This is a genomic window from Microbacterium sp. ProA8 (genome assembly GCF_039905635.1).
In the GTDB taxonomy this organism is placed as follows: domain Bacteria; phylum Actinomycetota; class Actinomycetes; order Actinomycetales; family Microbacteriaceae; genus Microbacterium; species Microbacterium chionoecetis.
Window position 1 is genome coordinate 4,202,235 of the sequence record NZ_CP157000.1, and the last position, 11,567, is coordinate 4,213,801.

Here is an 11,567-nt window from a genome sequence, read left to right on the forward strand (position 1 = left end):
GCGTGGCACGCCATCGCCGCGCCCTCGGCTATTGGGGCGTGCTGATCGCGATGTTCCTCTCACTGTGGATCGGCACCACCGTCGTTCCCCCCGCGTGGCTGCACACCCCCGCGCTCTTCGGCCACCTGGCTTCGGTGATCGCCGGCCTCGGCGCCGCTGTGCTCCTCGAGCTCAGTGGACTGCTCTGGATGCTGCGGCGCGCGGCGCTCGACGACCTCCGCCGCGTCGAGGGCCTGGTGAGCACGCTCGCGTGGCTCGGCATCGCCGGGCTGCTCGCGACGGGTGCGTTCCTGCAGCCCGACCTCGGGCAGCCGCTGACCGCGATCAAGATGGTCGCGGTGCTCATCGCCGCCATGAACGGGGTCGGGATGACGCGACTGACCGACGAGTTGGCGCGGCTTCCGGGCGGCGTGCGGTTCTCGGCCTTGCCCCGTCGATTGCAGGCATGGTGCGTCTGGAGTGCGGTCGTCTCGCAGTCGGCATGGTGGACCGCGGTGCTGATCGGGATGCTGAGCACCGCTTCACGGTGATCTCTCGGCATCCTCGCCCTCGCCTCGCAACGTCGGTCAGGTTAGGCTCTAGCCTTACCGGACTACCCGGCCGGTGACCCCCCGCCCGGCCTCACGGCCGCATCGACCTCGAGGATGCCCATGCGCGATCAGACGCGCGGCGACGAGGACGCGCCCGGACCCCGCCGCGGCCAGTCCTTTCAGCCGGAGACCGCTGCAGTGCCTGCGGCATCGCCCCCCGCTCTCTCTCCCACCCTCTCGTCCACCGCATCGTCCGCGGCGCCTGCCAAGCCGGCCGCGCCCTCGGCGATCGACGAACGCCGTGAACGCCGGCGCAAGCGCCGGCGCCGGATGGTGATGTGGACCACCGTCGTCGGCATCGTGGTGCTGGTCGGATCGATCAGCACCGTGTCGTACGCGATCGTGTCGAATCTCGCCGAACCGGAGCCGGCCGCGGAAGAGCCGGCGGCCGCACCCCCCGCGGTCGTCGAGGCGATCGAGTTCCCGCAGGACGAACCGGCCGCTGCCGCCGGAGCCCAGCCGTGCGCGACGGTGAGCGTGCTCTCGTCGTTCGAGAACGCCGAGATGGTGGAGAGCCTCGCCGCCGCCTACAACAGCCAGCCGCGCAACGTCGCGGGCTCGTGCGTCACGGTGACGACCGCGAAGGAGAAGTCCGGGCTCGCCGCCGCGGTGGTGGCGACAGGGTTCCCCAACCTGGGCGCCGAGCAGAAGCCGACCGTCTGGCTGCCCGACTCCTCCACCTGGGTCGACGTCGCCCAGTCCCAGGGAGCCACGAACCTGCGCGCCGACGGCACGAGCGTCGCGATCTCGGACGTCGTGATCGCAATGCCCGAGACCCTCGCCGAGGCGATCGGATGGGATGCCGCGGCGCCCACCTGGAACGACATCTTCCAGGCGGCGGGCGACCCCGACCTCTGGAGCGGTCTCGGACACCCGGAGTGGGGCGCGTTCAAGCTCGGCAAGACCAGCCCCCTGATGGCGACCTCGGGCGAGGCCGCCATGTACGCGTCGTACGGCACCGCGGCGGGGTCGCTCGCCGACCTCACCGCGGCGCAGGTGCAGGACCCCACCGTGCAGGCCGAGGTGCACGAGAACGAGACGGCGACCAGCCACTACATGGCCACGCCCGAGCACTTCCTCTGGCACGCGCGCCAGGCCGAGGCATCCGGTTCCACCGCCGACTTCCTCTCGGCGGTCATCGTCGACGAGAAGTCGGTGTGGGATTACAACCGCGGCATCACCAGCCGTGACGGCATCACCCGCACCCAGGGCGAACCGCCGTCGGAACAGCTCGTGCCGATCTACCCGACCGACGGGTACTACTCGGCCGACAACCCCGTGATGCGACTCACGGGCGAGTGGATCGACCCCGTCGAGGCGGAGGCCGCGGCGGACTTCATCCGCTTCACGCACACCGCGCAGGGCCAGTCGGCCGTGCGCGCCGCCGGCTACCGCGACCTCAACCGCGCCCTCGACGAGGGCGTCGCGGATGTCGGCCAGCTCGACGCCGCCCAGCAGGGCACGCTGGCGTTCCCTGCCGCCGATGTCGTGACGGCCGTGCAGGCGTCGTTCCCGGAGGTGCGCAAGCGCGCGAACGTGCTGTTCCTGCTCGACGTCTCGGGGTCGATGGACGAGCCCATTCCCGCGGGCGACACCAAGCTCACGCAGGCTCGCAAGGCGATCGAAGCGGCGCTCGGGCACTTCACCACGGGCGATGACGTCGGTCTCGCGGCCTTCGCGCAGGGTCCGGACGGCGCGATGCTGCCCGGTCTCGTGGCGCCGGTCTCCGACATCGGCGGGTCGCGCGATACGTTCCTCGGTGCACTCGGCGGGCTCACGTCGATGGGAGACACGCCGCTGTACCAGGCGGTCGACACGTTCGCCGCGCAGCAGGCGGCGTCGTGGACGAGCGACCACATCAACGCGATCGTGCTGCTCAGCGACGGTGAGAACGACACCCCGAACGCCCCGACCATCGGCGCCGACCAGATGCTCGCGAACCTGAAGGACATGCACCACGCGACACCGGTGCTCATCTTCACGCTCGCCTACGGGGCCGACGCCGACGTGGCGACCCTGCAGTCGATCTCGAGCGCCACGGGCGCCCACTACTACGACGCGACCGACCCGTCCAAGCTCCAGGCCGTGCTCGGCGACCTCGTGACGAGCTTCTGAGCGCGGCGACCTGGTCCGCGGCTAGGACGCCCCGGGCCAGGAGTCGGCGAGTTTCGTCAGCAGTCGCGCAAGCTCCGCGCGCTCGTCGTCGGTGAAGGCGGCGAGCGCCGCGTCCATCGCCTCGCGCCGCTCGCCCCGGAAGCCGCGCACGAGCCGGGTTCCGGCATCCGTCAGCGCCACGCGCGTGCGGCGGGCATCGCCGGGGTCGGCCTCGCGCCGCACCAGCCCCAGCTCGACCGCCTGCTGCACGAGCCGCGACGCGCGGGGCTGATCCACGCCCACCGCGTCGGCGATCTCGCCGACCGACAGCGGATGGGATGCCGCGGCCAGCGCCTCGAGCAGTCTGAGTCGTGCCGGTCCTCCGATGCGTCCGGCGCCGCCCCACGGCGGCCCGCCGAACCCGGGAGGCCCGCCGAACCCCGGAACGGTCGCACCCCGGCCCCAGGGCCCGCCGCGGCCGCCGCGACCCGCGAAGCCGCGGATCGGCTCGTCGCCATGCGCCTGATCCGGGCCGTGGCCCGCGTGCTCGCCGTCGTCGTGCCCGCCGTCGTGGCCGTGGCCGCCGCCGTGACCGTGAGGCCCTGCGTGCCCATGGCTGTGCGGGCCTGAGCCGTGGGGCCCGGAGCCGTCCGCCCACGGCGGGCGGGGCATCCGCCGTCCGCGCAGGCGCGCGAGCGCGGCGGCGATGGCGTCGGCGGGGTCGGCGGGAGTGGACGGCATGCGTCCAACTTACATGCGACTTGACATGTATTCGAATTACATGTCACACTGCATGCACATGCACTTCGACATGTAATCCGGCGGCCCCTCGTGCGGCCCCTCCGTAAAGGACTTCCCATGAACGACATCACTGACAACCCCGAGAACGACAACGAATCCGAGACTCCCCTGCCCACCGACCGGCGTCCGCTGGGCTACTGGCTGCGCGCGGTCGACGGGCTGCTGACGCGCGAGTTCGCGACGGCGCTCGACGCCGAAGGCGTCAGCCGACGCGACTGGATGCTGCTGAACCTGGTCTCCGGCGACATCGACGCTCCGGAGCTGCGTGAGCGCCTCGCCCGCAAGGGCAAGCGCCTGCGTGGCCTCGAAGAGCGCGGCTGGGTCGAGGAGCACGGCGACGGCACGTGGAGTCTGACCGACCTCGGCCGCTCCGAGAAGGACCGCATCGGCGTCATCGTCGACGGCATCCGCTCGCGCGTGGTCGACGCGGTCGGCGACGCCGAGGCGTACGCGGCGCTGACGAGCTCACTCGAGGCGATCGCCCGCGAATTCGGCTGGGACGAGAACACCACCGGCCGCGAGCGCGGCTTCGGCGGGTTCGGCGGATTCGGCCGGCGCGGCTTCCCGGGCTCCGGCCCGCAGTTCCGCGGCCACGGCTTCGGCCCGGGCTGGCGCCAGGGCTTCGCCGGGGGGCCGCGGCCGTTCGAGCCCGACATCCACGAGGGCTACGGCCACAACCGCCACCGCGGCTTCGCGCCCGGGCGCCCCGGCCACCCGGCCGAGCGCTTCGACGAGCCGATGCGCGGCTACGGCGATGAAGGATGCCACGGCCACCACCCGCACGCCGGCCATGGCCACCATGACCACGAGGCCGACCACGGCTACCACGGTCACCACGGCCACCACGGCGAGCGCGGCCACGGCCGCGGTGGCCGAGGTGCGCAGCAGGCGTACGAGCGCGGCTTCGACGCCGGCTTCGCACGAGGCCGGGAGGCCGGCGCCGCCTGAGCCCCGCCATCCTCACTCCCGGAAGGGTGGACTCCCGCGTCTTGCACGTGCGGGAATCCGCCCTTTCGCCGTTCCGGGGCACGGGGAGGGGACGGGCGGCGAGGAAGTGGCGCGATACACGCGCGTCACACCGGCGAGGCAAGATGGGCAGGTGACCACCGCGCCCGCGCTCCTCGCCATCTCGCACGGCACATCGTCGCCCGCGGGGCAGGCGGCGGTGGCCGCCCTCGTGGACGCCGTCGCACGCCGCCTTCCCGCCGTCACGGTGCGCCTCGGGCATGTGGACGTGCAGCAGCCGGATGTCGCGGCATCCCTCTATGCGATCCCCGAGGGCACGCCCGTCGTCATCGTGCCGCTGCTGCTGTCGGCCGGGTACCACGTGCGCGTCGACCTGCGGCAGCAGACCGCAGGCCGCGACGGCGTGGTGATCGCACCCGCGCTCGGCCCCGACCCTCGGCTGGTCGATGTGCTCCTGGCGCGCCTGACGCCGCTCGCCCCGGCAGCGCACGACGAGATCGTGCTCGCGGTGGCCGGATCCAGCGACGACCGCGCGAACGAGGACTGCCGCGAGATCGGACGGATGCTGGCCGCCCGGCTCGGCCGCGATGTGCGCGTCGGCTTCCTCGCCGCGGCCGACCCGCGCCTCGACGTCGCCGTGGCGGAGGCCGTCGGCTCAGCAGCAGCGCGCACGGTGGTCGCGAACTACCTCCTCGCCCCGGGCTACTTCCACGACCTCGCCGTGCGGATGGCCGCCGGTGCCCCCGTGGGGCCGCCGCTGCTGGGTGACGACGAGCCACCGGCATCCCTGGTGGAGATCGTGGTGGACCGCTATCGGCACGCTGCGGGCTTGTCGGACTGAGTCCACAATCGGTCCACCCGCAACTGTGTGACGCCCCGTTACGCCGGTTAACGCCCGTTGACATTCGGATAGGCCCTCAGCCGGGTCGCTTCTAGCCTCACGGAAGGACCTCGTCAGGGTCCGCCCGGGGACGCCCGGGAACACCCGGAGGCCATCGTGACCATCAGCGAAACCGAAGCGCGCGCTGCGGCGGACCGCCCGCGCGCCGCCGTGCGCCCGCCGCGCGCGTCGTCGAAGCCGAACGGCCAGTGGAAGATCGACGGCACCGAGCCGCTCAACGGCAACGAGGAGTGGAAGCAGGTCGACAACGGCCTGAGCGTGCGCGAGCGCATCGAGCAGACCTACTCCAAAGGCGGGTTCGCCTCGATCGACCCGACCGACCTGCACGGCCGCTTCCGCGTGTGGGGGCTCTACACCCAGCGCAAGCCCGGCATCGACGGCGGCCGCACCGCCACTCTGACGGCCGAAGAGCTCGAGGACGAGTACTTCATGCTGCGCGTCCGCATCGACGGCGGCCAGCTCACCACCGAGCAGCTGCGCGTGATCGCCGGCATCTCCACCGAGTTCGGACGCGACAGCGCCGACATCACCGACCGGCAGAACATCCAGCTGCATTGGATCCGCGTCGAGGACGTGCCCGAGATCTGGCGCCGCCTCGAAGCCGTCGGACTCGGCACCACAGAGGCGTGCGGCGACGTGCCGCGCGTGGTGCTCGGCTCGCCGGTCGCGGGGATCGCGGCGGACGAGCTCATCGATCCGACGGCGCAGATCGACGAGATCACGTCGCGCTTCATCGGCGACGAGTCGCTCGCGAATCTGCCCCGCAAGTTCAAGACCGCCCTCACCGGCCACCCCAGCCAGGATGTCGTGCACGAGATCAACGACGTCGCGTTCGTCGCCCTGGAGCATCCTGACCTCGGCATCGGCTACGACCTCTGGGTCGGCGGCGGCCTGTCGACGACCCCGCGTCTCGGCGAGCGCCTGGGTGCGTTCGTGCGGCCGGATCAGGTGGCGGATGCCTGGCACGGCGTCGCACAGATCTTCCGCGACTACGGCTACCGGCGCCTGCGCAACAAGGCGCGCCTGAAGTTCCTGCTCGCCGAGTGGGGCGCCGAGAAGTTCCGGCAGGTGCTGCAGGACGAGTACCTGGGCTATGCCCTGCCCGACGGCCCCGCCGCCCCCAAGCCGCTCACCCCCGGCGACCACGTCGGCGTGCACGAGCAGAAGGACGGCCGCTTCTACATCGGCGTCACCCCGATCGTCGGCCGCGTCTCGGGCCCGACCCTCGCGAGGCTCGCCGACGTCATCGAGGCGCACGGATCCACCCGCCTGCGCACCACGCCGCACCAGAAGCTCGTCATCCTCGACGTCCCCGCCGAGAACGTCGAGCCGCTCATCGCGGAGCTCGACGCCCTCGGGCTGCAGGCGCGTCCGAGTCTGATCCGCCGCGGCACCATCGCGTGCACGGGCATCGAGTACTGCAAGCTCGCGATCGTCGAGACGAAGGTCAACGCGACGGCGGCCGTGCTCGACCTCGAGGAGCGTCTCAACGGCTTCGAACTGCCGCATCCGATCTCCCTCCACGTCAACGGATGCCCCAACTCGTGCGCGCGCATCCAGACGGCCGACATCGGGCTCAAGGGCCAGCTCGTCACCATCGACGGCGAGCAGGTGCCGGGCTATCAGGTGCACCTGGGCGGCGGCCTCGCCTCGCAGGACCGCGACGAGCCGGGCCTCGGCCGCACCGTGCGCGGGCTGAAGGTGGCCGCCGACGGCATCGCCGACTACGTCGAGCGCGTCGTCACGCGCTTCCTCGCCGACCGCGAGGCCGACGAGACGTTCGCCGAGTGGGCCCACCGCGCCGAAGAGGAGGCGCTCCAGTGACCGTCTCCGCAACGCGTTTCGTCTCGCTTCGCTCGCTCAACGACCGGGTTCCGGTCGTTGAGCGAGGGAGCGCCAGCGACCGAGACGAAACGCCCCGGATCAACGAGGAGGCTCAGGCATGACCGTCTCGCTCGCACCCCGCGTCGCCGTCAAGCGCACGGCCGAAGAGCTGAAGGCCCTCGCCGAGCAGGGCAACCTCGAGCTCGGCAGCCTGACCGACCACGAGGCATCCGCTGCCGAGGTCGTCGCGTGGGTCGCGCGCAATTTCGGGACGGATGCCGCAGCCGTCGCCTGCTCGATGGCCGACGCCGCACTCCCCCACCTCGTGGCCGAGCAGCTGCCCGGCGTCGACGTGCTGTTCCTCGACACCGGCTACCACTTCACCGAGACGTACGCGACGCGCGACGAGGTGCAGCGCGCGCTCGACGTGCGGATCGTCGACATCACCCCGTCTCAGACGGTGGCCGAGCAGGACGCGGAGTTCGGCGCGCAGCTCTTCGCGCGCGACCCGGGCCTTTGCTGCGCGCGCCGCAAGGTGGCGCCGCTGCAGGACGCGCTCGGCGGCTACGAGGTGTGGTTCACCGGCGTCCGCCGCGACGAGGCGCCGACGCGCACGAACACGCCCCTGGTGACGTGGGACGAGCGCAACGGGCTCGTCAAGGTGAACCCGGTCGCGGCGTGGAGCTTCGACGACGTCCTCGCCTACGCGACGGCCCACAAGGCGCCGGTGAACCTGCTCGTCGGGTTCGGCTACCCGTCGATCGGCTGCGAGCCGTGCACGAAGCCGGTCGCCGCCGGCGAAGACCCCCGTTCCGGCCGATGGGCCGGACTCTCGAAGACCGAATGCGGGCTCCACGAATGACTCTCGATACAGCTCAGGGCGTTTCGTCTCGCTTCGCTCGCTCAACGACCGAAAGCCACCGGTCGTTGAGCGAGCGAGGAACGAGCGAGACGAAACGCGCCGACGGACTCAGCACCCTCGACCTGCTCGAGGCCGAGGCGATCCACGTCATCCGCGAGGTCGTCGCCGAGTTCGAGCGGCCCGTGCTGCTCTTCTCCGGCGGCAAGGACTCGGTCGTCGTGCTGCACCTCGCCACCAAGGCCTTCGCGCCCGGCCGCGTGCCGTTCCCCGTGCTGCACGTCGACACCGGGCACAACTTCCCCGAGGTGCTGGCCTTCCGCGACGAGACCGTGGCGCGGCTCGGCATCCGCCTGGAGGTCGCCCGCGTGCAGGACTACATCGACGACGGCCGCCTGCAGGAGCGCGCCGACGGCACCCGCAACCCGCTGCAGACGGTGCCGCTCCTCGACGCCATCGCCGCCGGCCGCCACGACGCCGTGTTCGGCGGCGCCCGCCGCGACGAGGACAAGGCCCGGGCCAAGGAGCGCATCATCTCGCTGCGCGACGAGTTCGGTCAGTGGGATCCGCGCAATCAGCGCCCGGAGCTGTGGAGTCTTTACAACGGCCGCCACACGCCGGGCCAGCACGTGCGGGCGTTCCCGATCTCGAACTGGACCGAGCTGGACGTCTGGCGCTACATCGAGCGCGAGGGCGTCGCGCTGCCGCCGCTGTACTTCGCGCACGAGCGCGACGTCTACGCCCGCGACGGCATGTGGCGCCCCGTCGGCGAATTCTCGCCGCCGCGCGAGAACGAGACCGTCGAGCGCCGCACGGTGCGCTACCGCACCGTCGGCGACATGAGCTGCACCGGAGCGGTGGAATCGGATGCCGCGGACCTCGCCGCGATCGTCGCCGAGGTCGCCGTCTCCACCCTCACCGAGCGCGGCGCGACCCGCGCCGACGACCGCCTCAGCGAGGCGGCCATGGAGGACCGCAAGAAGGACGGGTACTTCTAAATGTCTCTCGATACTCAGAGCGTTTCGTCTCGCTTCGCTCGCTCAACGACCGAAAACCCTCCGGTCGTCGAGCGAGGAGCGCAGCGACGAGACGAGACGCGCGAGCCGACGCTGTTCCGGTTCGCGACCGCGGGCTCGGTCGACGACGGCAAGTCGACGCTCGTCGGCCGGCTGCTGCACGACTCGAAGGCGATCCTCGCCGACCAGCTCGAGCAGGTCGCCCGCACCTCCGCCGACCGCGGGTTCGCGCACGGCGACTTCGACTTCGCCCTCCTGACCGACGGCCTGCGCGCCGAGCGCGAGCAGGGCATCACGATCGACGTCGCCTACCGCTACTTCTCGACCGGTACGCGGTCGTTCATCCTCGCGGACTGCCCGGGCCACGTGCAGTACACGCGCAACATGGTCACCGGCGCGACCACCGCCGACGCCGTGATCGTGCTCGTCGACGGCCGCAAGGGCGTGCTCGAGCAGACCAAGCGGCACCTCGCGGTCGTGGCGCTGCTGCGCGTGCCGCACGTGATCGTCGCGGTGAACAAGATCGACCTGACCGGCTTCTCGGCGGATGCCTTCGCCGACGTCGCCGCCCAGGCCCGTGCCGTCGCGGCCGAACTCGGCATCGACGATCTGCACGTGCTCCCGGTGTCGGCGCTCGAGGGCGACAACATCGTGGACCGATCGGAGCGCACCCCCTGGTACGACGGCCCCGCACTGCTCGAGCTGCTCGAGACGCTTCCGGCGGCCGAAGCGCTCGAGCAGGAGCTCGAGCCGCTGCGGCTTCCCGTGCAGCTCGTGCTGCGCCCGCAGGGCGGTCTCGCGCCGGGCATCGAGGCCGACGAGGCGGAGCGGCTGCGCGACTACCGCGCGGTCGCGGGCCGCATCTCGAGCGGGGTCGTGCGCGTCGGCGACCGGGTCGAGATCTTTCCGGCCGGCCGCACGACCACGGTCACCGGCATCCGCTCGGCCGGAGCAGAGGTCGATCAGGCCACCGCCCCCCAGTCGGTGTCGCTCGAGCTCGAGGACGACATCGACACCGCGCGCGGCGCGCTCGTCGTCGCCGCCGGCTCGCTGCCGGCGGCCCGGCGGGAGTTCGAGGCCGAGCTCTTCCAGCTCGATGCGCGGGCGCTGACCCCCGGCATCCGTGTGCTCGTCAAGCACGGCACCGCGACGGTGCAGGCCATCGTCGCGCAGATCGAGTCGCGCTACGACCTCGACGCGCTGACACACGAGCCGGCGCAGACCCTCGAGACCAACGACATCGGCCGTGTGCGGCTGCGTGTGGCGGCCGACCTGCCACTCGAGCCGTACCGCACCAGCCGCCACGGGGGCTCGTTCCTCGTGATCCATCCGTCCGACGGCGCGACACTCGCCGCCGGCATCGTGCGCGACTGAGCCTGTCGAAGTCTGAACGCCGCGCACACCACCCCGACTGAGTACCACCCGAACTGAAGGAGGCGACACCGTGAACACAATCCGCACCGCGACCACACTCACAACCCTGGGACTCGTGGCAGTCATGATGGCCGGCTGCGCCTCCGCCGCGGCGGACTCCGGCAGCGGCGAATCCGCCGCACCGGTCGACGAGCTGCGCCTGGGCTACTTCGCCAACGTCACCCACGCGCCCGCGCTCGTCGGGCTGGAAGAGGGGCTCTTCGAGGACGCCCTCGGCGACGTCGACGTGACCACCCAGGTGTTCAACGCCGGTCCCGCCGCGATCGAGGCGCTCTCGGCCGGCGCCATCGACGCGACCTACATCGGACCGAACCCGTCGATCAACACGTTCATCCAGTCGGGTGGCGAATCCGCGCGCATCGTCGCGGGAGCCGCCACCGGCGGCGCGGCGCTCGTCGTGCGGGAGGGCATCGATTCGCCGGACGACCTCGCGGGCACCACGCTCGCGTCGCCGCAGCTGGGCAACACGCAGGACGTCGCGCTGCGGAAGTGGCTGGCCGACGAGGGCTTCGAGACCGACACCTCCGGCGGCGGCGACGTGCAGGTCACCCCGACCGAGAACGCGCAGACCCTCACGCTCTTCCAGCAGGGCGAGCTCGACGGCGCCTGGCTGCCCGAGCCGTGGGTCTCGCGCCTGATCCTGGATGCCGGCGCGCACGTTCTGCAGGACGAGGCCGACCTCTGGGAGGACGGCGAGTTCCCGACGACCGTGCTGCTGGTGCGCAAGGAGTTCCTCGAGCAGCACCCCGACGTGGTCGCCGACCTGCTGAAGGGCCACGCCGCCGCCGTGCAGTGGATCGCCGACAATGCCGACGAGGCATCGGGCGTCATCAACGGCGCGATCGAGGCGGAGACGGGCAAGCCGCTCGACGACGCCGTGATCGAGCGGGCGCTCGAGCACGTCGTCTTCTCGGTCGACCCGCACGCCGACACGTTCCAGACGCTCGTCGAGAACGGCATCGAGGCGGGCACCCAGAAGGAGGGCTCGATCGAGGGGCTCTTCGATCTGCGCCTGCTCAACAAGCAGCTCGAGGCCGACGGTGCAGACCCCGTGTCGGCGTCAGGGCTGGGCGAGGACTGAC

General features: G+C 71.7%; 10 protein-coding genes. 9 read left to right on the forward strand and 1 reads right to left on the reverse strand.

All coding sequences use genetic code 11. The annotated features are described in order from the left end of the window. The first annotated feature begins 2 nt into the window (after window positions 1-2). Entirely contained in the window at window positions 3-530 is a 528-nt protein-coding gene (locus ABG085_RS18760; RefSeq protein WP_347977265.1) for a hypothetical protein, read from the forward strand. Between the two features lie 120 nt (window positions 531-650). Next, window positions 651-2,705 (forward strand): substrate-binding domain-containing protein, encoded by a 2,055-nt coding sequence (locus ABG085_RS18765; RefSeq protein WP_347977266.1) that lies wholly within the window; start codon window positions 651-653, stop codon window positions 2,703-2,705. A 21-nt stretch (window positions 2,706-2,726) separates the two neighbouring features. Here the strand turns inward: ABG085_RS18765 and ABG085_RS18770 are convergent, their stop codons facing one another. Continuing rightward, complete coding sequence (locus tag ABG085_RS18770; RefSeq protein WP_347977267.1) at window positions 2,727-3,425, reverse strand: MarR family winged helix-turn-helix transcriptional regulator; 699 nt, start codon at window positions 3,423-3,425, stop codon at window positions 2,727-2,729. A gap of 117 nt (window positions 3,426-3,542) precedes the next feature. On the opposite strand from ABG085_RS18770, the gene ABG085_RS18775 reads away from it, so the two are divergent. The 7 genes from ABG085_RS18775 to ABG085_RS18805 all read left to right on the forward strand — a co-directional run bounded on the left by ABG085_RS18775 (window position 3,543) and on the right by ABG085_RS18805 (window position 11,566). Next, window positions 3,543-4,433 (forward strand): hypothetical protein, encoded by an 891-nt coding sequence (locus tag ABG085_RS18775; protein ID WP_347977268.1) that lies wholly within the window; start codon window positions 3,543-3,545, stop codon window positions 4,431-4,433. 151 nt (window positions 4,434-4,584) lie between these two features. Further along, on the forward strand, window positions 4,585-5,292 hold the full coding sequence (locus ABG085_RS18780) for a CbiX/SirB N-terminal domain-containing protein (protein ID WP_347977269.1): 708 nt from the start codon (window positions 4,585-4,587) through the stop codon (window positions 5,290-5,292). A 162-nt stretch (window positions 5,293-5,454) separates the two neighbouring features. Further along, the gene (locus tag ABG085_RS18785) at window positions 5,455-7,176 is read left to right on the forward strand and encodes a nitrite/sulfite reductase (RefSeq protein ID WP_347979241.1); all 1,722 of its coding nucleotides are present in this window, start codon (window positions 5,455-5,457) and stop codon (window positions 7,174-7,176) included. 118 nt (window positions 7,177-7,294) lie between these two features. Further along, a complete protein-coding gene (locus ABG085_RS18790) occupies window positions 7,295-8,038 on the forward strand; it encodes a phosphoadenylyl-sulfate reductase (protein ID WP_347977270.1) in 744 nt (247 codons plus the stop codon). A 65-nt stretch (window positions 8,039-8,103) separates the two neighbouring features. Beyond that, a complete protein-coding gene (gene cysD / locus ABG085_RS18795; protein ID WP_347977271.1) occupies window positions 8,104-9,033 on the forward strand; it encodes a sulfate adenylyltransferase subunit CysD in 930 nt (309 codons plus the stop codon). Next, on the forward strand, window positions 9,034-10,425 hold the full coding sequence (locus tag ABG085_RS18800) for a GTP-binding protein (protein ID WP_347977272.1): 1,392 nt from the start codon (window positions 9,034-9,036) through the stop codon (window positions 10,423-10,425). Between the two features lie 70 nt (window positions 10,426-10,495). Then, window positions 10,496-11,566 carry an ABC transporter substrate-binding protein gene (locus ABG085_RS18805; RefSeq protein WP_347977273.1) on the forward strand — a complete coding sequence of 357 codons (1,071 nt, stop codon included), beginning with the start codon at window positions 10,496-10,498 and terminating at the stop codon, window positions 11,564-11,566. Window position 11,567 lies beyond the last annotated feature (1 nt).

What these genes read in the sequence shown, in the direction of transcription:
- ABG085_RS18800 (WP_347977272.1), top strand. Translation starts at nt 9,034, where the DNA reads ATGTCTCTCGATACTCAGAGCGTTTCGTCTCGCTTCGCTCGCTCAACG.
- ABG085_RS18765 (WP_347977266.1), top strand. Translation starts at nt 651, where the DNA reads ATGCGCGATCAGACGCGCGGCGACGAGGACGCGCCCGGACCCCGCCGC.
- ABG085_RS18775 (WP_347977268.1), top strand. Translation starts at nt 3,543, where the DNA reads ATGAACGACATCACTGACAACCCCGAGAACGACAACGAATCCGAGACT.
- ABG085_RS18790 (WP_347977270.1), top strand. Translation starts at nt 7,295, where the DNA reads ATGACCGTCTCGCTCGCACCCCGCGTCGCCGTCAAGCGCACGGCCGAA.
- ABG085_RS18770 (WP_347977267.1), bottom strand. Translation starts at nt 3,425, where the DNA reads ATGCCGTCCACTCCCGCCGACCCCGCCGACGCCATCGCCGCCGCGCTC.